This is a genomic window from Achromobacter sp. T5-5 (genome assembly GCF_055397965.1).
The window spans coordinates 893,173-914,877 of the sequence record NZ_AP027919.1 but is presented as its reverse complement, the minus strand read 5'-3'; the positions used below and the strand labels follow the sequence as shown (position 1 = coordinate 914,877).

Below are 21,705 nucleotides of genomic sequence, written 5' to 3'. Positions count from 1 at the left end.
CCAAGCGCCGGAACCCGCCGGGCGGCATCCTGCATGGGATGCCGCCCGGTTTGCTTTTGCGCGCCGCCCTATAATCGCTTCATTCGCTGCAAGCGCGCCTGCTGAGGGGCAGACGCAGGAGACCCACATGAAAGCCCCGCTGAAGCACCTGATTTCCCTCTTTGCCGTTGCCCTGCTGCTTGCCGGTTGCACCTCCGGCCCGGGCGGACCGCCCCATCCCGGCGCGGTCAATCCCTACAGCAGCGGCGGATTCCGCGACGCCGGCCCCAATTACCCGGACACCGGAAGGTAAGCGCGGCCCCCTCCCCGCGCCCCCCGGGCGCAGCCCGAACCGCATAACAGCTTTGCGCCCCCGGGCTCCTCCTCCGGAGCCCGGCGAATCCTAGACTGCCTTCACATCACCGCAGTCAAGGAGAAGGCTTTGCAGCCGCTGTTATCCAACCTCAAAGTCCTAGACCTGAGCCGCATCCTGGCCGGTCCGTGGGCGAGCCAGATCCTGGCCGACCTGGGCGCTGACGTCATCAAAGTCGAGCGGCCGGGCCAGGGCGACGACGCCCGGTCCTGGGGACCGCCCTTCCTGAAGGACGAGCAAGGCCAGGACACGAAAGACGGCGCCTACTTCATCGCCACCAATCGCGGCAAGCGTTCCATCACCCTGGACCTGCAGACGCCCGAAGGCCAGGCGCTGGTCAAGGAGCTCTGCCGCGACGCGGACGTCGTGCTCGAGAACTACAAGGTCGGCACCCTGGCGCGCATGGGGCTGGACTACGAATCGCTGTCCAAGATCAATCCGCGCCTGGTGTACTGCTCGGTCACGGGCTTTGGCCAGACCGGACCGCGCGCCGCCGAACCGGCGTACGACTTCCTGATCCAGGCCATGGGCGGCCTGATGAGCGTCACCGGCGAACGCGACGACAAGCCCGGCGGCGGTCCCCAGAAGGTGGGCGTGCCGATCGTGGACCTGACCACCGGCGTCTACGCCGCGCTGGGCATCGTGGCGGCGCTGCTGCGCCGTGCGCAGACCGGCCAGGGCGAATACATCGACGTCGCGATGCTGGACGTGCAGGTCGGCCTGCTGGCCAACCAGGCCATGAACTTCCTCTTGGGCAACAAGGTGCCGCGCCGCACCGGCACCGCGCATCCCAACATCCAGCCGCAGCGCACCTTTGCCTGCGCCGACGGCGACATTGTGATCGTGGTCGGCAACGACGCGCAGTTCGCCACGCTGTGCGGCGTGCTGGGCACGCCCGAGCTGGCGCAGGATCCCCGCTACCTCACCAACAGCCAGCGCGTGAAGAACCAGGATTCGCTGGACCCGATCCTGGACGCGATCTTCGCCGCGCAGCCGCGCGCGCACTGGCTGGCGGCCCTGAAGCAGGCCGGCGTTCCGGCAGGCTCCATCAATACCGTGCCCGAAGTGTTCGAGGACCCGCAGGTCGTGCACCGCGCCATGCTGCGGCGCCTGCCGCATCCCGTCGCCGGTTCGGTGCCGCAGGTGATGAACCCGCTGCGATTTGGCAACGCCGCGCTGCGCGCCGATGCCGCGCCGCCGCTGCTGGGCCAGCACACCGCCGACGTGTTGACGGAACTGGGCCTGTCCGCTGAACAGATCCAGGACTATCGCGACCGCAAGATCATCTGAACAACAAGGAGAGAGACATGAACATGCCGGAAAACCTGGCAGGCCCCTACACCGCGCTGCAGGTATCGATTGCCGACGGCGTCGCGACGATCTTGCTGGCCAATCCGCCCGTGAATGCGCTCAGCACCGAGATGATGAATGAGTTGTCCTGGGTGCTGGACCGCATTTCGGAGACGCCCGAGGTGCGCGCCGTGGTGCTGTCGGGCCAGGGCAAGACCTTCTGCGCCGGCGCCGACCTGAAGAACCGCGCCGCCACCATCAAGGGGCCGGGCGACCTGCCGCAGCACTCGCGCCGCACGCGCGAGTGTTTTCATGCGATCCGCGAGTGCGCCAAGCCCGTGGTGGGCGCGATCAACGGCGCGGCCCTGGGCGCCGGCCTGGCGATTGTGGCCTCGTGCGACATCCTGCTGGCCGCCTCCGATGCGGTCGTGGGCCTGCCCGAGATCAACGTGGGGCTCTTGGGCGGCGGTCGGCACGGCATGCGCCTCTTCGGCCATTCGCGCCTGCGCCGGATGATGCTGACCGGCTTGCGCGTCGATGGCGACGAGCTCTACCGGCTGGGCATCGTCGAAGCCGCCGTGCCCGCCGAGGCGCTGATGGACCGCGCGATGGAACTGGCCCGCGAACTGGCGTCCAAGAGTCCGCTGGCCACGGTGCTGGCCAAGCAGACGCTCAACGCCATCGAGGACATGAGCCTGCGCGACGGCTATCGCTACGAACAGGACATGACGGCGGCCATCGGCAAGACCGAGGACGCGCAGGAAGCGCGCCGCGCGTTCCTGGAAAAGCGCGCCCCCGTGTTCCAGGGCCGATAAGGAGAGGCCGCCATGAGCAGTGCATTGGAAGGCGTGAAGGTCCTCGACCTGAGCCGCGTGTTCTCCGGGCCGTGGGCCGCGCAGATGCTGGCCGATTTTGGCGCCGAGGTCATCAAGGTGGAGCGCCCCGGCCGTGGCGACGACGTGCGGCACCAGGGCTATCCCATGCCGGACCGCGACGGGCAGCCCAGCCGCGAGACGTCCTCGTTCGTCGCGATGAACCGCGGCAAGAAGTCCCTGACCCTGGACATCTCGCGGCCGGAGGGCCAGGAACTGGTGCGCCAGCTCGCGCAAAAGGCTGACATTCTCATCGAGAACTTCAAGGCCGGCGACCTGCGGCGCTACGGGCTGGATTACGCCGCGCTGTCGGCCCTGAATCCGCGCCTGGTGTATTGCTCCATTACCGGCTTCGGCCAGACCGGCCCCTACAGCCACCTGCCGGGCTACGACCCCATCTTCCAGTCCATGAGCGGCCTGATGAGCGTGACGGGCGTGCCGGACGGGGAACCCGGCGCGGGGCCGGTCAAGGCCGGCTACTCGGTGTCGGACCTGACCGCCGGCTTTTACGCCGTGTCGGCCATCCTGGCCGCGCTGCGGCACCGCGACCAGATCTCGGGCGTGGGCCAGCACATCGACCTGGCGCTGCTGGATGCGCAGATCGCGGCCATTTCGCACATCGGCATGAATTACCTGGCCAGCGGCAAGCTGCCCGCCCGCATGGGCTCGGCCTCGCAGATCACCGCGCCGTTTCGCGCCTTCGAGTGCGCGGATGGACACCTGATGGTGGCGGTCGGCAACGACTCGCAGTTTGGCAGCTTCTGCCGCGTCATCGGCCTGCCCGCGCTGGCGCAGGATCCGCGCTTTGACACCAATCCCAAGCGGGCGGCCGCGCAGGCGGACCTGTCCCGGCTGATCGAACCGGCGATGCGGGCGCGCACGGTGGCCGACTGGAACCAGGCCCTGGCCGGCGCCAATGTTCCCTGCGGCCCCATCTACACCATGGACCAGGTATTCGAGGATCCGCAGGTGCGGCACCGCGAGGTGCTGGGCAGCGTCCAGCATCCCGCCCTGGGCGCCATGCCCGTCATCCGGAATCCCATCCATTTCTCCGGCACGCCCATCGCCGTCGGCCTGCCGCCCCCCATGCTGGGCGAACACACCGCCGACATCCTGCGCGCGGAACTGGGCCTGTCCGCCGACGCGATCGGACGCCTGCAAGCCGAGGGCATCGTATGAACGCCATCGACCACGAGTTTATCGAAGAAATCCGCGACAGCGCGCGCGACTTTCTGCAGCGCCGCGACCAGCGTCAACGCAAGCGCAAGGCGGCGGCGGGCGACCGCGAATACTGGAAGGAGATCGCCTCGGTCGGCTGGCTGGGCATGAGCGTGCCCGAAGCGCTGGGCGGGCTTGGCCTGGGCTGGCATGCGATGGCCGCCGTGCTGGAAGAGGCCGGCCGTGCGCAACTGCCCGAGCCGCTCGTGGGCGCGGGCGTGCTGGCCACGACGCTGTTGGCCCGCATCGCGCCGGCGGGCGACGCCGGTCCGCGCGACCGGCTCCTGGACGCGATTTGCCGGGGCGAGCGCGTCGTGGGCCTGGCGTGGCAGGAGACCGAGGGCCAGCTCGAAGCCGGCGAGGCCGCCGGGGCCTTCGGCGTGACATTCACCGCGCGCGAAGGCGCCTATGTGCTGAACGGCGAAAAGCGCCACGTCATCCCCGGCGCGGCCGTGGATGGCTGGCTGGTCACGGCCGACGGCGAAGCGGGCTCTGCGCTCTTCTACCTGCCGGCCGGCACGCCGGGCGTTACGGTGCACGCCCACGAGCGCGCCGACGGCTCGCCCGCCTGCCACCTGGCGATCGAATCGGCCGTCCTCGCGCCGGACGCGCTGCTGGCGCGCGCAGGCGTGCTGGACGCCGTGGACGAAGCCATCGACTACGGCCGGCTGATGCAATCGGCGGAACTGGTGGGCATCGCGCGCCAGGTGCTGGCCGATTCGGTGGCCTACCTGAACACGCGCACGCAGTTCGGCCGGCCGTTGTCGTCATTCCAGGCGCTGCAGCACCGGCTGGTGGACGCGGCGATGCAGGTGGAACTGGCCGCCAACAGCCTGCTGGACGCGTTGAACGCCATCGCGGCCGCGCCCGGCGACGCCAAGACGCGCAAGGCCGCCGCCAGCCGGGTCAAGGCCCGCGCGGCGCGTGCCGGCATCGAGGCGTCGCGGCTGGCCATCCAGCTTCACGGCGCCATCGGCTACACCGACGAATGCGACGTCAGCCTGTATTTCCGCAGCGCCCTGCACCTGGGCGCCTGGCTGGGCAACGCCACGGCGCATCGCCAACGCTACGGCGCGCTGGCGCCCGATCCCGCCCCGCCGCCGGCCGACGACGGCGAGGTCGACGCCAGCGACGCGCAATTCCCGCGCGAAGCCGACTGGAACGCCATGCCCGAAGCGCAGTTCCGCGCGCTGCTGCGCCGGTTCTTCCGCGCCCATTACCCCGACGCCCTGCGCCACGTGCCATGGCGGCTGCATTGGGACGAGATCAAGGACTGGTATTTCACGCTGTCGCGCCAGGGCTGGATCGCGCCGGCCTGGCCGCGCGAGCATGGCGGCATGGCGCTGTCCCCGGCCCGGCAGATCGCCTTCATCGAAGAGGCCGAGCGCTACGGCGTGGCGCGCGCGCCGGACCAGGGCCTGGTCATGCTGGGCCCCATCCTGATCCGCTACGGCACCGAGGCGCAGCGCGCGCGCTTTCTGCCCGGCATCCTGTCCGGCGAGGCGGTGTGGGCGCAGGGCTACTCCGAACCCAACGCAGGCTCCGACCTGGCCTCGCTGCGTTGCGAGGCGGTGATCGACGGCGACGAACTGGTGGTGACGGGCCAGAAGACCTGGTCCACGCTGGCGCAGGACGCGACGCACATGTTCATGCTGGTGCGCACCGACAAGACCGTCAAGAAACAGGCGGGCATCAGCTTCCTGCTGGTGGACCTGGCCAGCCCGGGCGTCAGCCGCCGGCCGATCCGCACGCTGTCGGGCCACGAAGAGTTCTGCGAGGTGTTCTTCGACCAGGTCCGCGTGCCGCGCGACAACGTGGTCGGCGAGCTGAACGCCGGATGGGACATCGCCAAGGCGCTGCTGGGCTTCGAGCGCCTGTTCAGCGGCAGCCCCAAGCACGCCAGCCATGCCTTGCAGCAGATCTTCAGCATCGCGCGCCAGCGCGGCCTGCTGGCCGATCCCGCCTTCACGGACCGGCTGGCCGAGCTGCGGCTGGACAGCGCCGACCTGACCGCCATGTACCGCGTCTTCGCGGACCTGGCCAGGGCAGGCCGTCCGCTGCCGCCCGAGCTGTCGCTGCTGAAGATCTGGGCGACCGAAACGCACGAGCGCCTGGGCGCGCTGCTGATCCAGATCGCCGAGGAATACGGCGGCGCGGCGATGCGGCTGGGCTACGGCAACGGCAACGGCAACGTCCATGCGCTGGCGCCCTACGTCAACGCGCTGGCGGCAACCATCTTCAGCGGCACCAACGAGATCCAGCGCAACATCTACGCCAAGCAGGTCCTCGGCCTGCAAGGCGCCTAGCAGAAAAAAATCAACGACAACGCGCCGGCCCAAGCCGGCGCATCCGGAGAGAGACACATGAAAAAAGCAACCGCACTGACGGTGGCGGCCATGATTCTGGGCGCCGTCGCCGCGCCCGCCTCGCACGCCGCGCAGCCCTGGCCCAGCCAGCCGATCCGCCTGATCGTGCCCTACCCGCCCGGCGGCTCGGTCGACAACCTGGCCCGCCTGCTCGCGCCGTCCCTGGGCCAGCGCCTCGGACAGACCATCGTGATCGAGAACAAGGCCGGCGCCAGCGGCACCATCGGGGTGGACGCGACCGTGCGCGCCACGCCCGACGGCAGCACCTTCGGCTTCGGCGTGCCGGGCGCGATTACCGGCCTGCCGCACGTCATGAAAGTGCCGTACGAGGTGTCGAAGATCCAGTACGTGTCGCTGGTGGCGCGCATTCCGCAGGTCATCATGGTCAACCCCTCGCTGCCGGACGCCACGCTGGCGGACTTTGTCGCCAGCGCCAAGAAGCAGCCCGGCAAGTACAACTACGGCTCCGCCGGCAACGTCACGACCCCGCATCTGGGCGGCGAGCTGCTCAAGCAGCAGACCGGCATCGACATCATGCACGTGCCTTACAAGGGCGCTGCGCCCGCAGTGACGGCGCTGCTGTCCAACGAAGTGCAGATGTTCCCCGGCGACGCATCGGCCGCCCTGGGCTTCATCAAGTCCGGCAAGCTGCGCGCGCTGGCGGTGGCCAGCCCCCAACGCTTCGAAGGCCTGCCCGACGTGCCCACCACCCAGGAGGCGGGTTTTCCCGGCATCATCGTCGAGTCCAACTACGGCATCATCGCGCCCACCGGCACGCCGCAAGACATCGTGGAAAAGATGGCCGACGCGATCGCCAAGTCGCTCGCGGACCCCGTCCTGCGCCAGAAAATGATCGACCAGGGCGCCATCCCCATGGCCACCACGCCCGACGCATACCGCGCGCTGATGGAGGCGGAATCGAAAAAATGGGGCGAGGTGATCCGGCGCGGCAAGCTGGGACTGCAATAACGCCATGCCCCTGCGCTTTTGCCGTACGCTTATGCCGATTCCCACGACCGCCCATTGCCGCCATCGACCATGCCAACCGCAAAAGCCACGGGCCTGAGCCTGGACCTGACCGCCGACCTGCACAAATGGCGGGCCTTCCTGGCCATCGCGGAACTGGGCAGCATCACGCGCGCCGCGCTGTACCTGGACCAGGACCAGTCGGTGCTGAGCCGCCGCATCAATGCGCTGGAACGCGAGTGCAATGCGCGGCTTTTCAACCGCACGGGCCGCGGCGTCAACCTGTCGGAAGTGGGCGAACGCCTCTTCCCGCTGGTGCAGACGCTGCTGCACGACGCCGAACGGCTGGAACTGGAGCTCAACGGCGAGGCCCGCGAGCCCGCCGGCGAGGTCACGCTGGGCCTGTTGCCGTCGACGGCGCATCCGCTGATCCGCCGTCTGTTCTCGCGGCTGCGCCAGCAGTTTCCCAAGGTACACCTCAAGATCCTGGAGGGGTCCAGCGGCCAGATCGAGGAATGGCTCACGGACAGCCGCGTGGACATCGCCATCCTGTACCGCTATGGCGACAAATGCCCGCCCGGCGAACAGGCGCTGGCCTACGTCGACTCCTATCTTGTCGGTGCGGCGGGCGATGCGCGCACGCAGGCAGGCGAAATCCCGTTCGACCAGCTCGATGGCCTGCCCTTCATCCTGCCCGGCGCGCCCAACGGCCTGCGCAACGCGCTGGACGGCCTGGCGCGGGCGCGCAAGATCACCATCGCGCCCCTGATCGAGGCCGATTCCCTGCCGCTGATGAAGTCCATCGTCGAACACGAAAAGATGTACACCGTGCTGCCGCTGCACGCGGTCTGGCAGGAAGTGCAGGAAGGGCGGCTGAGCATCGCGGCCCTGCGCGATCCGACCATGAGCCGCATCATCTCGATGGCGTTCTCGCGCTCGAAGGGGCCGGGCCGCACCGTCATGGAAGTGGCGGCGCAGATCGAGGCCCTGGTGCGCGAGATCGGCGGCGAAGGCGTCTGGCACGCCAGCCCGTAGCGGGCCGGCGCGCCGCCGTTCACTTGACCCCGTTTACCTGAAACCGTAGAGGCGCGCGGGGTTATCCACCCAGACCTTCTTGCGCAGCGTGTCGCTGCCCAGCCAGCCGTGCGCCAGGTCGACCAGCGCGTCGGCCGACGGCGCGGCGGCGCCCATCCGCACGAAGGGCCAGTCCGAGCCCCACAGCACCTGGTCCGGGTTGGCGGCGGTGTAGGCATCGTGGATGAAGCGGGCGTTCTCGTAGTCCGGGGCGGTGCCGACGCGGCACACCGTCAGCTTCATCCAGATCCGTCCTTCGGCCAGCAGTCCGCGCAGCAGTTGGAACACCGGATCCGATTCGCCGCGCGCCGGCACCAGGCTGCCCAGGTGATCGATGACGATTGGCAGGTCCAGCCCCGCCAGCGCCGGCAGGTGGCGCAGATAGGTGTCACAAGGCGCCCAGAGCTGCGCGTGCAGGCCGTGCGCCTTCATGCGCGGCGCCAGCGTGGCGACCTGATCGAACCCCACGCTGCCGGGAAACAGATTGCCTGCGGGGTCGCGCGCCTCGACAAAGCGCAGGCCGCGCACGCCGCGTTCGTACAGGTCACGCAGTTGCGCGTCGGTGACCGACGGATCGGCCACGGCGATCCCGCGCAGGCGGTCTGCGCCCTGCGCCAGCGCGTCCAGCAGCGCATCGGGGTTCGTGCCATAGGGCGCGGGCTGCACCAGCACGCCGCGCCCCGCGCCCAGCGTGTCCAGCATGCGCAGGTAGCGCGGCGCCGCGGCGTCCGGCGCGGCGTAGGACGACGGATGCTGCAGGGGAAAGCGGTCGTAGGGACCGAAGACGTGGCAATGCGTGTCGCACGCGCCTGCGGGCAGCGCCTGTTTCGGGGCGACAGGCATGCGCGGCGTCTCGACGCTGTCCGGCACGTAAGGGCTGGCTTTCCGGTCCCCGCTGGCGGCGGCGCTCATGATTGCCCCCGCTTGCCCAGCGGCGCCAGCCGGCTGAGCGCCGGCCCGCCGTCCTGCCGAGGCGTGTCCAGCGGCGGCGGCGCGTCGTCCGGCATCGGGATCTCGTGCGCGTTCAGCGTCATGGACACCATCGTGTAGTAGCCGATCACGGCCGTCAGCTCCACCACGCCGACCGCCGCCCAACGCTCCACCGCCTGTGCATACAGGGCGGGATCGACCTGTCCGGTTTCCTGGAGCTGGCGCGCGAACTCGTAGACCACTTCGTCGTCGCGGTTGTCGAATACCGGCGTGGCGCGCGCCTGGATCGCGTCCAGCACCGCATCGGAAATGCCTGCCGCGCGGGCGGCCTGCGCGTGGATGTGCCATTCGATCTGGCTGTTCCAGCGGCGCGCCGTCACCACGATGGCGAGTTCGCTGACGCGGGGCGGCAGGCTGGTGCCAAAGCGCAGCAGCGCGCCCAGCGCCTGCCAGCGCTCAGCCAGTTCGGGACTGTGCAGCGCGGCGCGCAAGGGGCCGACCAGACGGCCGCGCGGCCCCGAGACGATCTTCTCGTACACGCGCTTCTGGTCATCGGTCATGCTGTCGGGGTCGGGCAGCGGGATGCGGCTCATCATCGTCCTTTCTTCATGGGGTTTCGTCGGGCTGGGTGCGCGCCACCGACGGGCGCGCGGCAAAGCGCTCGTGCCAGGCGGCCAGCGCCGGATGCCCGTCGCGCCAGGCGATGTCCGGAAAACGATAGTCCATATAGGACAGCGCGCAGCCGATGGCGATCAGCCCGAGGTCGAAGCGGGACGCCTGCAGCGCCGGGGCCTCGACTTCCAGCGCGGCCAGCACCGCCTTCGTCTTCAGCGCAAAGGCGTCCAGCCACGCGGGCGTCTGCCGTTCGGCGGGCTTATTGCGTTCCTGGCGGAACAGCAGCAGCGCATCCAGGAAGCCGTCGCCCAGCGCCTGGCGGCGCTCGGCCAGCAGGCGCGCCCCGGGGTCGGCGGGCAGCAGGCCGCAGCCGGTCAGGCCGTCCAGATAGGCGCAGATGACGCGCGAGTCATACACCGGCGTGCCGTCGTCCAGCACCAGCGTCGGCAGCTTGATGAGCGGATTGTCGGGCAGCAGGTCCAGATTGGGCTTGTCCATCGCGACCGGCGTGCGCACCAGCGTCACGCGGTCCGCGATGCCCGCTTCGTGCAGGACGATCATCACCTTGCGCACGAAGGGCGAACGCGGCGACCAATGCAGTTTCATCGATAAGCTCCCAAGGGATTCAAGGTCATGCGGGCATTCAGTGCCCCTGCGCGGGCGTTATGGCCGGGTCATTGGCCACTTCCGGCGCGCGCATCTGGAAAAGATCGCTGGTGTGCGCGTACCAGCCCGCGCCATGCATGCGGCCCAGCAGGCGCAGCGCCGGGGTGTCCACATAGCATTTACCGGCATCGAGCAAGGCATCATCGCGCAGGTACAGCGCCACCACGCGCGCCAGCACGATCAACCGCTGCGGCGCCGCTTCCAGCACCTGCCACACCTCGCACTCCAACGCCGCCGGGCTTTGCGCGATGCGCGGCGGCGCCACGATCAGGGACGGCTCGATCGCCAGGCCCGCGCGCGCCAGTTCGTCGATGCTGGCATCGTAGTCCAGGCTGGTGTGGTTCATCTGCTCGGCCAGTTCCGCCGACACCAGGTTGATCACGAACTGCCGCGTCTGCAGGATGTTGCGCGAGGTGTCCTTCAATTGTCCTGCGCGCGGTCCGATGCCCAGCGCGACGATGGGCGGATCGCTGCTGACCACATTGAAGAACGAGAACGGCGCGGCATTGCGCGCGCCCGCTTCCGACTGGCTGACCACCCAGGCGATGGGCCGCGGCACGACCACGCTGGAAAGCAGCTTGAACGCGTCGGCCGGGGCCAGCTTGCTGAAGTCGAAGTTCATGGCGTGGGCGTCGTCATCATTTGGCCAGCAGCCCCAGCGTGCCGAGCAGACGCTGCATGTCGGCGCGGTCTTTCTGGACGTACGCCGTGGCGTCCTGGGGCGACAGCGCCATCAGCGAGATCGCCTGGTCCTGCATGACGCGTTGGTACTCGGGATCGTCGTTCACGCGCCGAACGGTGTCGCTCAGCGTCTGCACGATGTCGGCCGGCGTGCCGGCCGGCGCGGCCAGGCTGTACCAGGTGGCGGCCTGCGCGCCATGCACCCCGGCCTCGTCCAGCGTGGGCACGTCCGGCAGCAGCGCCGAACGCTTGTCCGCCGCATAGGCCAGCGGCACCAGCCGTCCCTGCCGGATGAACGGCAGGCTGGCGGACAGGTTCAGCATGGCCAGGTCGATCTGCCCGCCCACCGCATCGTTGATCGCGGGCGCCGCGCCAGCGTACGGAATGTGATTGAGCTGCACGTGCACGGCCTGCTGAAAGAGTTCGGCGCCCAAGTGCGTGGCGCCGCCCACCCCGGCCGACCCGTAGCTCAGCTTGCCGGGTTCGGCCTTGGCGCGGGCGATCAGGTCCTGCACCGTCTTGATGCCGCGCGACGGGTTCACGACCAGCATGATGGGCTGCACCGCCACGACCGAGCAGAACGCAAAGCCGTTGACGCCGTCGTACGCGGTCTTCTGCATCAACGGCGTCACCACGTGGCCCGCCGCCGTGCCCAGCAGCAGCGTGTAGCCGTCCGGCTTGGCGCGCGCCACGAAGCCCGTGCCGATGGACGCGCCGCCGCCGGGCTTGTTTTCCACCACGACCGGCTGGCCCAGGCGCTTTTCCAGCGCGCGCGCCAGGCTGCGCGCCACCACGTCGGCCGGGCCGCCGGCTGCGTACGGATTGATCAGGGTGATGGGGTGCTCCGGATAGGCCGCCGCGGCCGGGAAGGACGCGCACAGGGCGGACAGGGCGGCCGCGGCCGCCAGCAGGGTTCGGATCATCGAAGGCATGGGAGTTCCGTCCGTTAGGAGAGGCGATGGCGGGGCGGGCCGGCGTTCAGTCCGCCCGCGCGCCGGACTGTTCGATGATCCGGGCCCACTTCTGTGTATCGGCGCGGATGCGTTCGGAAAATTCCTCGGGCGTGCTGTGCGTGGTCTGGATGCCGTAGCCGGCCATCCGCTCCACCATCTGCGGCGACGTCATCACGCTTTTGATGTCGGCGTTCAGCCGGTCGATGATCGGACGCGGTGTTCCCGCCGGCGCCAGCACGCCCGACCACAGGCTCACCTCGTACGACTCGAAACCCGGCGTCTCCGAGATCGACGGCACGTCCGGCAACGCCGCCAGCCGCTTGCGGCTGGTCACGCCCAGCGCCTTGATCTTGCCCTGCTTGACCTGTTCGATGAAATTGGACGAGGTGTCGATCATCATCGAAATGCGGCCGGCCATGAAGTCATTGATGGCGCCGGACGTGCCCTTGTAGGGAATGTGACGGATGTCCACCTTGGCGGTCGACTTGAACATCTCGCCCGCCAGGTGGCTGGTCGTGCCATTGCCCGAGGAGCTGAAGGTCAACTCCCCCGGCCGCTGGCGGGCAAGCTCCGCCAGTTCAGCCACGGAATCGACCTTCAGCGCCGGATCGACCACCAGCAGATTGGACGTCAGGTTGGTCAGCGATACCGGCGCAAAGCTCTTTTGCGGGTCGTAGCGCAGCTTGGCGTAGAGCGACGGGTTGATCGTCAAGACGCCCATCGTCGAATACAGCAGCGTGTAGCCATCGGGCGCCGCGGTGGCCACGGCCTCGGCCCCGATCGAGCCCCCTGCCCCGCCGCGGTTCTCCACCACGACGGACTGGCCGAGCTTTTCCCCCAGGCCCTGCGCCAGGGCGCGGGCCATCAGGTCAGTGGCCCCGCCCGCCGGAAAGGGCACGACCATGCGCAGCGGCCGGTCGGGATAGCCGTCCGCGGCGGCAGGCGCGGAAACCAGGCCCATGCCGAGGCACAGGCCAAGCGCGGTCAGCGCGTTTGTCATTTTCATGCTGTCTCCAAACATCGTTTTTGTGTTTGGAGAATGGTAGGCGCGCGGGCGGGCCGGGGCTATGCGCGGGATCGCATATCTGGTTTGCGCGGCGGCCGGACGGGCCGCCGGCGCTCAGCCTGGCGTCAGGACGCGCGGCCGCGTGCCAACAGGCACAGGCATTCGTACATTAGCGTGGCGCCCAGCAGGGCCGTGTTGCCGCTGGGGTCATAGGGCGGCGACACTTCGACGACGTCGGCCCCGACGAAGTCCAGCCCGTCCAGTCCGCGCAGCAGCGCCAGGGTTTCCCGGGTGGACAGACCGCCCACCTCCGGGGTGCCGGTCCCGGGCGCATAGACCGGGTCCAGCCCGTCCACGTCCAGCGACAGATAGGCCGGGCCGTCGCCCACCACGCGCCGGGCTTCGGCAATGATGGCCTGCACGCCGGCCGCGTCGAACTCTTCGATGAAGACCACGCGCATGCCGCTTTCCAGCGAATAGCGCCAGCCCTCGTCCGTGTTCTGCGCGCCCCGGATGCCGATCTGGATGGTGCGCGCGGGATCCAGCAACCCGGCCTCGACGGCGCGCCGGAAGGGCGAGCCGTGGCTGAACTTGGATCCCACGTAATAGTCCCAGGTGTCGGTGTGCGCGTCGATGTGCACCATGCCCAGCGGCTGCGCCGGCGCGATCGCCTGGAAGACGGGAAAAGTGATGGAATGGTCGCCGCCCGCGATGACCGCCTTTTTGCCTGCCGCGAAGATCGGCTCGAAAAAGCGTCGGATATCGTCATGCGCGCGTTCCAGGTGGAAGACGTCCGTGAACGGCACGTCGCCCACGTCGGCCACCTTGCAGGCGGCGAAGGGGTTGAAGCCCGTGACGTGGTGGATGGCGCGCATCATGGTGGACATGTTGCGGATCTCGCGCGGGCCGAATCGCGCGCCGGGCCGGGCGGTCACGCCGCCATCGAACGGCACGCCCGCCAGGGCGATGTCGAAGTCCTCCAGCCCGCGGGCCAGCGGGACCCGCATGAAAGTGGGAATGCCGCTGTAGCGCGGCAGCCCCTGCATCGAGGTATCGGTGCTCATTGCTGTTTCCGTGGTGATGTTCCCCGGATCAGAACGTGGCTGGCGTGTTCACCCACAACACGCGCGCCACCGTCCGGCCCGGATTGCGGTAGCTGTGCGGCACATCGCTGGAAAAGTAGAAGGAATCGCCCGCCTGCATGAGATGGACCTCGGACCCCAGGCGCAGCTCGAATTCGCCTTCGATCACGTAGCCCATTTCCTCGCCCGCATGCGCGATCTGCTCCAGGCTTTCGGCCTTGGGCGCAAGCTGGTGGATGTCGGCCTGCAGCAGTTGGCCGCGCATGGGGACGATCACCCGCTCCAGCTTGACGCCCGGCTTGCGGCCGCGCTGACTGGTGAACTCGATGATGGGCCGGTCCGCCTGCCGGATCACGGGCGAAGCGGGCGGCGCATGCGCCGCCGTCAGCTCGGCCACGTTGGTGCCCAGCGCGCGGGCCAGGCGATGCAGGTTCGCAAGCGACGGCATGGCCTGGCCGCGCTCGACGCGCGACAACAGGCTTTCGGAGCAATCGGCCGCCTGCGCCAGCGCCTTGAGCGTCAGGCCATGCACCATGCGCGCATGCCTGAGCCGGGGACCCAGCGAGGACAGGGCCGCTTCGCCCTCGTGCGCGACGTTCGGCTCGGCCGCCGTTTCCCTGCTTTTCTTTGCCATATGCGTATACCGCGTTGTCGTCGGGAAGAATCGTCAGGCCTGGGCGCGCACCGAAAAATGCACCTCGACCGGACGGTTGTCGTTGATCGGCACGATGTCTTGCGGGCAGGCCGACAGCACCACGACGCAATCCATCTCGGCGCGCAGATCGACGTAGTCGCCCGCCTTGGACACCGGCGGCAGCCACTGCACGCCGCCATCGCTGCCGACCGGGATGTTCATCCACAGATTCAAGGGCTGGGGCACTTCGCGAGCCCGCAGGCCAATGGCCTTGAGCGCCAGGCGCATATTATCGGCGCAATTGTCGTGGTAGTGCTCCACGCCCAGGTTGCGGTAGCGGTAGGCGTCGCACGCGGCCATCAGCGTGTCGTGCACGCCGGGCGAGGTATCGGCCGTCATGGTCATGATGCTGCGGCGGCGGTTGCTGAAGAGCGGGTCGCCGGCCTGGGGAATGATGCGGTCGATCGCGGCGCGGGCATGTTCCATCGACATGAACTCGCTCAGGTCGTCGCTCTTGAACGCCCACGTGTCGCAGACCTGGCTGCCGTGCGTGTTGATGATGCGGATGACCTGGCCCTTGGCCACGCGCACCGCGCGGCCGTGGCGGGCCGGCACTTCGTAGACCTTGCCCAGTTCTGGCGTGCCGTCCGGAGAGATCGGCTCGCGGTGCGTGTTGTTCAGGCCGACGGGTTCGCCGTTGTCGGCGACGGCGGGGTGGGCGATGGGGTGGTCCATGGTGCGTGTCCTTCGATGAGAGGGGGAAGAAGTTCGGGATTGGATGTCCAGGTCCGGCATTCCGGCCCGGGTTTGGGTGTTTATGTGGACGCGGGCGCGGGTTCGGCCAGCTTGAGCAGGCACCAGGCCAGCACCTGGGTGCAGGCGGCGAGGTCCTCAATGGGCGTGTCTTCGGCCGGATGGTGGCTGACGCCCGCGATGCTGGGCGCGAACAGCATCGCGGTGGGGCAGAAGCCCGCCATCGGCATGGCGTCGTGGAACGCGCCCGACAGCATCTGGCGGTGCCGCATGCCCAGGGCCTCGCAGCCCGCGGTGGCCAGGGCCACCAGGTCCGGCGCAAACTGCACGGTCGGCTTGTCCTGCAAGACCTCGATGCGCGCGCCGTCGGGCAGCGCCGCGTCCATCGCGGCGCGCACCGCGTCCAGCGCCTCGGCATCCGGATGGCGCGCATCGACCGTGAAGCTCACGTGGTCGGCGATCGTGTTGATGGAGCCCGGCAGGCATTCCCAGCGGCCGATCGTGACGCGCAGCCGTTCATCGCCGCAGTCCCTGGCGTGGCCCAGCACGGCGTGCGCCATGGCGATGGCCTTGGCCTGCGCATCGTCGCGGTTGGCAAGCGGCGTCGTGCCCGCATGGGCGCTGCGACCGGGCACGCTCACGCGGTACCAGCGCACGCCCTGGATCGCGGTCACGCATCCGACCTGCAGGCCCTGCGCCTCCAGGACCGGTCCCTGTTCGATATGGGCTTCCACGTAGGCGTGCACGGGCGCGCCCAGCGGGCGGTCCATCCAGGACCAGCCGTGGCGCTGCGCGTGCGTCTCGAAGTCCGTGACGGCCTGGTCGCGCGCGGTCTCGAACGCCACGCCCGCGCTGTCGGCGACGGGCAGAAAGTCCGCCAGCCGCTGCGGGGCGGTGAACGACACCGCGCCCATCAGCCCCGGCGCGAAGCGCGACCCTTCCTCGTTGGTCCACATGACGACGTCGAGCGGCCGGCGCGTCGCGACGCCCAGGCTATCCAGCGCGTCGAAGACCTCCAGGCCCGCCACCACGCCAAAGGCGCCGTCCAGCCAGCCGCCCAGCGGCTGGGTGTCCACATGGCTGCCCGTCATGACTGGCGCGGCCCCGGCGTCCACGCCGCACCGGCGCACATACACATTGGCCGCCGCGTCGATGCCGACGCGATAGCCCGGCCGGGCGGCAAAGTCCTGCGCCAGCCAGCGGCGTGCCGCCAGCTCCTCGTGCGTCAGGGCCTGCCGCGCCACGCCGCCAGTCGGCACGCCGCCGTGCCGCGCCAATCCGCGCAGGCGTTGCGCAAGGCGTTGCGCCTGGACCGCTTGCGCCAGCGCGTCGGCGGCGGCATCGAATCCGTTGATGTTCATTGCGACGCTCCCGCCGCGATGGCGTCCCGCCGCGCGGTGTCGCCCAGGCTGCGCCGGATCCAGGGCTGCAGAAACGCCTGCACGCGCGGATGCTCGGGCCGACGGATGATCTGGTCGGGCGTGCCGATCGTGACGACGCGCCCCTTTTCCATGAAGACGATGCGATCGGACACCTCGGCCGCGAAGCTCATTTCGTGGGTCACCATCACCATCGTCATGCCCTCGCGCGACAGGGACTTGATGACCTCCAGCACTTCGTCCACCAGTTCGGGGTCCAGCGCCGACGTCGGCTCATCCAGCAACATCGCCTCGGGTCCCACCGCCAGCGCGCGGGCGATGCCGACGCGCTGCTGCTGGCCGCCACTGAGGTTGGCCGGCAGGGAGTCGGCCTTCGCGGCCATGCCCACCCGGTCCAGGGCGTCGGCGGCCACCTTGCGCGCGCGGTCCGGCCGCATGCCCTTGGCCAGGGTCAGCGGCGCCATGACGTTGGCCAGCGCCGTCATGTGCGGCCACAGATTGAACTGCTGGAACACCATCGCCAGCGGCGCGCGCACCTCTGCCACGACGCGGTCGGATTCGGGCAGCAACTGGCCCGACGGCCCGCGGCGGTAGCCCAGCAAGGCGCCGCGCACCTGCACTTGTCCTTGGTCATAGGCTTCCAGGAAGTTCATGCAGCGCAGCAGCGTGGTCTTGCCGGAGCCCGAAGGACCGATCAAGGTCACGACCTCGCCCTGCATCACGTCCAGGTCCACGCCGGCCAGCACCGGGTGGCCATCGAACGATTTGCCCACGCCGCGCAGCGACAGCATGGGAACGGGTTGGGGTGTATTCATGGTTCGCAATTCCTCACAGCGCCACGCGCCGCGCCAGCAGCCTGCCCAGGCGGTTGATCAGCAACGACAGCGCCCAATAGCTCAGCGCCAGCAGCAGATAGGGCTCGATGTACACAAACTGTTCGGACACCACCTTGCCGGCGGTCATCGTCAGTTCCGGGTAGGTGATCACCGACGCCAGGGCCGACTCCTTCATCAGCAGGATGGTCTGGTTCACGATGAGCGGGACGCTGGCGCGCAGGGCCTGCGGACACTCGATGCGCAGGAACACCTGGCGCCGCGTCAGGCCCATGCAGCGCGCGGCCTCGATCTGCCCGCGCGGGATGGTCTGCCAGCACGCCCGGAAAATCTCGGCGAAGTACGCGCCGCCATACACGGACAGCGTCACGGCTGCTGCAACGAAGGGGTCCATGGATATCCCCACCGCCGGCAGCCCGAAATACACGATGAAGAGATGAATCAGGAACGGCACGCCGCGCCAGACGGCCGTGTACGCCCAGTAGATCCACGCCAGCGCCGCCACCCGCGTTTCGCGCAGCAGGTGCATCAGAAAGCCCAGCGCCAGGCCGCCCGCCAGCCCGGCGGCCACCAGGGCCACCGTGCGCAATGCGGCAGTGCCAAAGACGGGCAGCAACTGGCCCAGCAGAGTCAGGTCGATCATGTCTTGTTGATGGCGATGCGGTTCATCACTGCGGCGCTGGCGCGCCGCCCTTGTCCCATCCGCTTGCCCAGCCAGGCGCCCAGCGCAAAGATCGCGCCGGTCATCAGCAGATAGGTCGCGCCCACGGTCAGGTAGACCTCGAGCGGACGGAAATTCGCCGCCACGATCTGCCGGCCCCCGCGCGCCAGTTCCGCCACGGCGATTACCGACACGATCGACGAGTTCTTCACCACGTCGATGGCCTCGGACACCAGGGCGGGCCAGACGGCCCGCGCCACCTGGGGCAACTGCACATAGCGGAAGACCTGCTGCGGCGACAGGCCGAAGATGGCCGCGGCTTCGATCTGCCCTTTGGGGACCGCGGCCAGGCCCGCGCGCAGGATCTCCGACTGGAACGCCCCGGAATTCAGGCTCATGGCCAGCACGGCCACCAGCAGTGGCGGCAGGTCCACGCCGAACGCGCTGGGCAGGTAGAACAGCATCAGAAGCTGCACCAGCAACGGCGTGCCGCGAAAGAAGCTGACGTACAGCGCCACGGCGCGCGCCAGCGGCCCACGGCCCTGGCGGTGCAGCGACAGGCCCAGCAGCGCCGCGCCCAGCGCAAAGCCCGCGACGATGGCCAGCGCCGCCACGATCAGCGTCATGCCGGCGCCGTGCAGCAGCACGGGCAGGTACGCCGCAAGGCGGTCGGCAAAAGTGTCGGCGTTCATCGCGCGATGCTCCCGGGACGGATGAGAATCACAGTTCCGGCGCCGGCACCGAGTCGGTGGGCACGTCCATCGTGAAACCGAACCACTTGGTCTGCAGCGCCTGCAACTGGCCGGACTTGGCCGCGCGCGCGATCCCGTCGGAGAAGAACTTCACCAGCGACGCGCTGTCCGCGTCCTTGCGCCCGACCCAGCCGAAGTACGTCTTCGGGCCGATCGGCTGGTCGATCACCGCATACACATCCGAACGGGTCTTCACCAGCGTCGCCAGGTTGGCAAGCGATTGCGCCACCGCCGACAGACGGCCAGCCGCGAGGTCGGCGTAGGCCTCATCGAAACTGACGTATTCGCGGATGGTGACGGCAGGCTTGCCGTCGGCCTGGAGCTTCTTGGCATAGTCCTGCAGGGCCTTCAACTGCGCGGACCCCGCCTGCGAGCCGACGACCTTGCCCGCGATGCCCGCCGGGTCGGTCAGCGCCGCGTCGTCCTTGCGCTTGACCAGCGCCGTCGTGGCGTCGGCAATCGGCACCGTGAACGCGAACTTGGCGGCGCGGTCCTTGGTCATGGTGACCGACGTCACCACGAAATCGAAGCGCTTGGTCGCCAAGCCCGGCAGGATGCCCTGGAACGGCACGTCGAACTGCTTGACCTTCACGCCCGGCGCATCGGCCAGGATGAGATTCATCAGGTCCGGCCCATAGCCCACGATCTTGCCGTCCTGCACAAATTCGAACGGCGCGAATTGCGCTTCGGTGCCCACCACGATCTCTTTCTTGCTCTTGATCGTGTCCAGCAGATCGGCGCTGTGCGCGGCGCCGGCCATGAATAAAGACATCGCTCCAGCGAATACGCGGCGTAACAGCATGACATTTCCCCTGTGTCTGAGTATCCGGACCGGGCAGGCGCCCGGCTATGTAAGTCACTCGCACTGTATGCAAGTCACTTGCATGAATATCAAGCAAGTTTCATGCCAACTGGTTTGCGTGGGGAAAGGGGAATACGCAGGGCTGTCGCGCACCAGGCTGGTGCGATATGCGGCGCGGGCGGGCACCAGATTGGTGGCGCCCGCCCGCCGGATACCCGTGTGGGACGGCGACGGCTTTCAGCCCGGCTCCGCCAGCAACCGCTGGATCTGCGCCTCGGTTTCCTTGTAGCGGCCTTCGCCAAAGTGGCTGTAGACGATCCTGCCCTGCTTGTCGATCAGGTAGGCCGCGGGCCAATACTGGTTGCGGTAGGCGGTCCACGTGGCGTAGCGGTTGTCCTGCGCCACCGGATAGGTGATGCCGTAGCGTTGCAGCGCTTTTGCCACATTGGGCGTGGACCGCTCGAAGGGAAACTCCGGCGTGTGCACGCCCACCACCACCAGGCCCTGGTCCTTGTACTTCTGATACCAGCTCGTGACGTAGGGCAGCGTGCGGATGCAGTTGATGCAGGTGTAGGTCCAGAAATCCACCAGCACCACCTTGCCGCGCAGCGATTCCATCGTCAGCGGCTCGCTATTGAGCCATGTCTCGATGCCGGTGAATTCCGGGGCCTGGGGCGCGGCCTGCGCGGCCCCTTGCATCAGGGTCGTCGCGATCAGCGCGCCCAGGGCAATCTTCTTGAATGTCGCGTACATGGTTGACTCCTTGTCGGTCAGGCGAACAGGTTGGCGATCCAGGCATAGGCCAGGACGTCGTACTGGAAATGGATGGCGATGGCGGTCAGGACCAGCAGCACGCCGAATCCCTGCTGCAGTCGGTGCGTGTGGCGCGACAGGCCGCGCACCCGGGTGGCGATGGCCTGCCCGCCATAGGCGATCACCAGCATGGGCACGCCCGCGCCGATGGCGAACACCAGCAGCAGCGTGCTGGACTGCACGAGGTCCTGCGCCTTGGCGGCCAGCACCAGGATCGACGCCAGCACCGGCCCGGCGCAGGGCGTCCACACGGCGCCCAAAGACAGGCCCAGCACGAAGCCGCCGGCATTGCCGCTGCCCGTGCCGCCCGCGGCCGCCAGGCGCTGCAACGGGCCGCCCACATAGGCGATCAGGCGGTCGTAGGGTTGGGGCCAGATTCGCGCCAGGCCGAACAGCACCAGCAGCACGATGGAGGCCGAGCGCACGGCTTCGTGCACATGTTCATTCAGGTTGGAGATAAGACTGAGCGCGATCCCCAGACCGGCGAACGCCAGCACGAAGCCCGACACGACGAACACGGGGCGCAGCCGGTCGCCGCGTTCCAGCGAGGTGCCCAGCAGCACCGGCAACAGGGGCAGCACGCAGGGCGACGCGATGGTCAGCATGCCGGCAAGCAGAGCGATGGGAGTGTTGATGAGGTCCATGGGGGTCGTCCTTTGGAAAGTGACCCCATTGCACCCGCCGCACGTATCCGCCATGTGCCGGATCGGGGCATTTTTTCAAGCGCGTGTATCCGCCGCCAGGGCGTATACAGTACGACACACTTGCCGGCCGGGGCGGCGCTATAAAGCGTTCAACCCGATAAGCGGAGCCTCTCATGAAGCGCTTTCTTGCCGTACTGCTGCTGCTCTTTGGCGGCTTCACCGCCGAAGCCGCCAAGCCCTTCCAGTGCCAGCTCATCTCGAACACCCGCCCGCGCCGCGATCCCCTGCCCCCGGGCGAGCGCTAGGACCTAGAATTCTTGAACCGGACGGGCGCGGCAGCCGCGCCCTCACCACCCAATAGAA

The 21,705-nt window shown here is 68.6% G+C and carries 24 protein-coding genes; 8 read left to right on the top strand and 16 right to left on the bottom strand.

Annotated elements, in window-relative coordinates; translation table 11 throughout:
- Window positions 1-127: 127 nt before the first annotated feature.
- From ACZ50Q_RS04155 to ACZ50Q_RS04125, 7 genes are all read left to right on the top strand, one after another.
- Complete coding sequence (locus ACZ50Q_RS04155) at window positions 128-292, top strand: hypothetical protein (protein ID WP_464080664.1); 165 nt, start codon at window positions 128-130, stop codon at window positions 290-292.
- Window positions 293-421: 129 nt separating this feature from the next.
- Window positions 422-1,642: a CaiB/BaiF CoA transferase family protein gene (locus ACZ50Q_RS04150; protein ID WP_464080663.1), complete on the top strand. Its 1,221-nt coding sequence runs from the start codon at window positions 422-424 to the stop codon at window positions 1,640-1,642.
- Between the two features lie 17 nt (window positions 1,643-1,659).
- Window positions 1,660-2,457 carry an enoyl-CoA hydratase/isomerase family protein gene (locus tag ACZ50Q_RS04145; protein ID WP_369825600.1) on the top strand — a complete coding sequence of 266 codons (798 nt, stop codon included), beginning with the start codon at window positions 1,660-1,662 and terminating at the stop codon, window positions 2,455-2,457.
- A gap of 12 nt (window positions 2,458-2,469) precedes the next feature.
- Window positions 2,470-3,693: a CaiB/BaiF CoA transferase family protein gene (locus ACZ50Q_RS04140; protein WP_464080662.1), complete on the top strand. Its 1,224-nt coding sequence runs from the start codon at window positions 2,470-2,472 to the stop codon at window positions 3,691-3,693.
- Window positions 3,690-6,038 (top strand): acyl-CoA dehydrogenase, encoded by a 2,349-nt coding sequence (locus ACZ50Q_RS04135; protein WP_464080661.1) that lies wholly within the window; start codon window positions 3,690-3,692, stop codon window positions 6,036-6,038. Before ACZ50Q_RS04140 ends, ACZ50Q_RS04135 begins: the two co-directional genes overlap by 4 nt.
- Before the next feature lie 57 nt (window positions 6,039-6,095).
- Window positions 6,096-7,067 carry a Bug family tripartite tricarboxylate transporter substrate binding protein gene (locus ACZ50Q_RS04130; RefSeq protein WP_464080660.1) on the top strand — a complete coding sequence of 324 codons (972 nt, stop codon included), beginning with the start codon at window positions 6,096-6,098 and terminating at the stop codon, window positions 7,065-7,067.
- Between the two features lie 69 nt (window positions 7,068-7,136).
- Entirely contained in the window at window positions 7,137-8,099 is a 963-nt protein-coding gene (locus tag ACZ50Q_RS04125) for a LysR family transcriptional regulator (protein ID WP_464080659.1), read from the top strand.
- Window positions 8,100-8,132: 33 nt separating this feature from the next.
- Here ACZ50Q_RS04125 and ACZ50Q_RS04120 read toward each other — a convergent pair whose 3' ends face one another.
- The 16 genes from ACZ50Q_RS04120 to ACZ50Q_RS04045 form a co-directional block, all read right to left on the bottom strand.
- Window positions 8,133-9,050, bottom strand: coding sequence for an amidohydrolase family protein (locus ACZ50Q_RS04120; RefSeq protein WP_464080658.1), 918 nt, complete (start codon window positions 9,048-9,050; stop codon window positions 8,133-8,135).
- Window positions 9,047-9,661, bottom strand: a complete 615-nt coding sequence (locus ACZ50Q_RS04115; RefSeq protein WP_464081948.1) for a carboxymuconolactone decarboxylase family protein — start codon at window positions 9,659-9,661, stop codon at window positions 9,047-9,049. The genes ACZ50Q_RS04120 and ACZ50Q_RS04115 overlap by 4 nt, the downstream gene beginning before the upstream one ends.
- 13 nt (window positions 9,662-9,674) lie before the next feature.
- Window positions 9,675-10,289 carry a glutathione S-transferase family protein gene (locus ACZ50Q_RS04110; protein WP_464080657.1) on the bottom strand — a complete coding sequence of 205 codons (615 nt, stop codon included), beginning with the start codon at window positions 10,287-10,289 and terminating at the stop codon, window positions 9,675-9,677.
- A gap of 37 nt (window positions 10,290-10,326) precedes the next feature.
- Window positions 10,327-10,971, bottom strand: coding sequence for a flavin reductase family protein (locus ACZ50Q_RS04105; protein ID WP_092580953.1), 645 nt, complete (start codon window positions 10,969-10,971; stop codon window positions 10,327-10,329).
- Window positions 10,972-10,987: 16 nt separating this feature from the next.
- On the bottom strand, window positions 10,988-11,953 hold the full coding sequence (locus ACZ50Q_RS04100) for a Bug family tripartite tricarboxylate transporter substrate binding protein (protein WP_464081947.1): 966 nt from the start codon (window positions 11,951-11,953) through the stop codon (window positions 10,988-10,990).
- 55 nt (window positions 11,954-12,008) lie between these two features.
- Window positions 12,009-12,989 carry a Bug family tripartite tricarboxylate transporter substrate binding protein gene (locus tag ACZ50Q_RS04095; protein ID WP_464080656.1) on the bottom strand — a complete coding sequence of 327 codons (981 nt, stop codon included), beginning with the start codon at window positions 12,987-12,989 and terminating at the stop codon, window positions 12,009-12,011.
- A 125-nt stretch (window positions 12,990-13,114) separates the two neighbouring features.
- Window positions 13,115-14,053, bottom strand: a complete 939-nt coding sequence (gene speB / locus ACZ50Q_RS04090) for an agmatinase (protein ID WP_464080655.1) — start codon at window positions 14,051-14,053, stop codon at window positions 13,115-13,117.
- Between the two features lie 28 nt (window positions 14,054-14,081).
- On the bottom strand, window positions 14,082-14,705 hold the full coding sequence (locus ACZ50Q_RS04085) for a cupin domain-containing protein (protein ID WP_464080654.1): 624 nt from the start codon (window positions 14,703-14,705) through the stop codon (window positions 14,082-14,084).
- A gap of 33 nt (window positions 14,706-14,738) precedes the next feature.
- Window positions 14,739-15,440 (bottom strand): DUF1989 domain-containing protein, encoded by a 702-nt coding sequence (locus tag ACZ50Q_RS04080; RefSeq protein ID WP_464080653.1) that lies wholly within the window; start codon window positions 15,438-15,440, stop codon window positions 14,739-14,741.
- Window positions 15,441-15,520: 80 nt separating this feature from the next.
- Window positions 15,521-16,819, bottom strand: coding sequence for a M20 family metallo-hydrolase (locus tag ACZ50Q_RS04075; protein WP_464080652.1), 1,299 nt, complete (start codon window positions 16,817-16,819; stop codon window positions 15,521-15,523).
- Entirely contained in the window at window positions 16,816-17,652 is an 837-nt protein-coding gene (locus tag ACZ50Q_RS04070; protein WP_464080651.1) for an amino acid ABC transporter ATP-binding protein, read from the bottom strand. Before ACZ50Q_RS04070 ends, ACZ50Q_RS04075 begins: the two co-directional genes overlap by 4 nt.
- Window positions 17,653-17,665: 13 nt before the next feature.
- Window positions 17,666-18,313 carry an amino acid ABC transporter permease gene (locus tag ACZ50Q_RS04065; protein WP_464080650.1) on the bottom strand — a complete coding sequence of 216 codons (648 nt, stop codon included), beginning with the start codon at window positions 18,311-18,313 and terminating at the stop codon, window positions 17,666-17,668.
- Window positions 18,310-19,023, bottom strand: a complete 714-nt coding sequence (locus tag ACZ50Q_RS04060; RefSeq protein WP_092580939.1) for an amino acid ABC transporter permease — start codon at window positions 19,021-19,023, stop codon at window positions 18,310-18,312. Before ACZ50Q_RS04060 ends, ACZ50Q_RS04065 begins: the two co-directional genes overlap by 4 nt.
- A 28-nt stretch (window positions 19,024-19,051) precedes the next feature.
- Window positions 19,052-19,855: a transporter substrate-binding domain-containing protein gene (locus ACZ50Q_RS04055; protein WP_254792045.1), complete on the bottom strand. Its 804-nt coding sequence runs from the start codon at window positions 19,853-19,855 to the stop codon at window positions 19,052-19,054.
- 267 nt (window positions 19,856-20,122) lie between these two features.
- Window positions 20,123-20,638 carry a thioredoxin family protein gene (locus ACZ50Q_RS04050; protein ID WP_464080649.1) on the bottom strand — a complete coding sequence of 172 codons (516 nt, stop codon included), beginning with the start codon at window positions 20,636-20,638 and terminating at the stop codon, window positions 20,123-20,125.
- Window positions 20,639-20,655: 17 nt separating this feature from the next.
- Window positions 20,656-21,342, bottom strand: coding sequence for a cytochrome c biogenesis CcdA family protein (locus tag ACZ50Q_RS04045; RefSeq protein ID WP_464080648.1), 687 nt, complete (start codon window positions 21,340-21,342; stop codon window positions 20,656-20,658).
- Between the two features lie 173 nt (window positions 21,343-21,515).
- Here ACZ50Q_RS04045 and ACZ50Q_RS04040 point away from each other — a divergent pair, with 173 nt between their 5' ends.
- Entirely contained in the window at window positions 21,516-21,647 is a 132-nt protein-coding gene (locus tag ACZ50Q_RS04040; protein WP_255595163.1) for a hypothetical protein, read from the top strand.
- Window positions 21,648-21,705 lie beyond the last annotated feature (58 nt).

Coding starts and splice junctions, on each gene's coding strand:
- ACZ50Q_RS04125 (WP_464080659.1), top strand. CDS start 7,137: ATGCCAACCGCAAAAGCCACGGGCCTGAGCCTGGACCTGACCGCCGAC.
- ACZ50Q_RS04155 (WP_464080664.1), top strand. CDS start 128: ATGAAAGCCCCGCTGAAGCACCTGATTTCCCTCTTTGCCGTTGCCCTG.
- ACZ50Q_RS04050 (WP_464080649.1), bottom strand. CDS start 20,638: ATGTACGCGACATTCAAGAAGATTGCCCTGGGCGCGCTGATCGCGACG.
- ACZ50Q_RS04045 (WP_464080648.1), bottom strand. CDS start 21,342: ATGGACCTCATCAACACTCCCATCGCTCTGCTTGCCGGCATGCTGACC.
- ACZ50Q_RS04115 (WP_464081948.1), bottom strand. CDS start 9,661: ATGAGCCGCATCCCGCTGCCCGACCCCGACAGCATGACCGATGACCAG.
- ACZ50Q_RS04065 (WP_464080650.1), bottom strand. CDS start 18,313: ATGATCGACCTGACTCTGCTGGGCCAGTTGCTGCCCGTCTTTGGCACT.
- ACZ50Q_RS04135 (WP_464080661.1), top strand. CDS start 3,690: ATGAACGCCATCGACCACGAGTTTATCGAAGAAATCCGCGACAGCGCG.
- ACZ50Q_RS04105 (WP_092580953.1), bottom strand. CDS start 10,971: ATGAACTTCGACTTCAGCAAGCTGGCCCCGGCCGACGCGTTCAAGCTG.
- ACZ50Q_RS04055 (WP_254792045.1), bottom strand. CDS start 19,855: ATGTCTTTATTCATGGCCGGCGCCGCGCACAGCGCCGATCTGCTGGAC.
- ACZ50Q_RS04070 (WP_464080651.1), bottom strand. CDS start 17,652: ATGAATACACCCCAACCCGTTCCCATGCTGTCGCTGCGCGGCGTGGGC.
- ACZ50Q_RS04110 (WP_464080657.1), bottom strand. CDS start 10,289: ATGAAACTGCATTGGTCGCCGCGTTCGCCCTTCGTGCGCAAGGTGATG.
- ACZ50Q_RS04040 (WP_255595163.1), top strand. CDS start 21,516: ATGAAGCGCTTTCTTGCCGTACTGCTGCTGCTCTTTGGCGGCTTCACC.
- ACZ50Q_RS04130 (WP_464080660.1), top strand. CDS start 6,096: ATGAAAAAAGCAACCGCACTGACGGTGGCGGCCATGATTCTGGGCGCC.
- ACZ50Q_RS04075 (WP_464080652.1), bottom strand. CDS start 16,819: ATGAACATCAACGGATTCGATGCCGCCGCCGACGCGCTGGCGCAAGCG.
- ACZ50Q_RS04120 (WP_464080658.1), bottom strand. CDS start 9,050: ATGAGCGCCGCCGCCAGCGGGGACCGGAAAGCCAGCCCTTACGTGCCG.
- ACZ50Q_RS04085 (WP_464080654.1), bottom strand. CDS start 14,705: ATGGCAAAGAAAAGCAGGGAAACGGCGGCCGAGCCGAACGTCGCGCAC.
- ACZ50Q_RS04095 (WP_464080656.1), bottom strand. CDS start 12,989: ATGAAAATGACAAACGCGCTGACCGCGCTTGGCCTGTGCCTCGGCATG.
- speB (WP_464080655.1), bottom strand. CDS start 14,053: ATGAGCACCGATACCTCGATGCAGGGGCTGCCGCGCTACAGCGGCATT.
- ACZ50Q_RS04060 (WP_092580939.1), bottom strand. CDS start 19,023: ATGAACGCCGACACTTTTGCCGACCGCCTTGCGGCGTACCTGCCCGTG.
- ACZ50Q_RS04140 (WP_464080662.1), top strand. CDS start 2,470: ATGAGCAGTGCATTGGAAGGCGTGAAGGTCCTCGACCTGAGCCGCGTG.
- ACZ50Q_RS04145 (WP_369825600.1), top strand. CDS start 1,660: ATGAACATGCCGGAAAACCTGGCAGGCCCCTACACCGCGCTGCAGGTA.
- ACZ50Q_RS04080 (WP_464080653.1), bottom strand. CDS start 15,440: ATGGACCACCCCATCGCCCACCCCGCCGTCGCCGACAACGGCGAACCC.
- ACZ50Q_RS04100 (WP_464081947.1), bottom strand. CDS start 11,953: ATGATCCGAACCCTGCTGGCGGCCGCGGCCGCCCTGTCCGCCCTGTGC.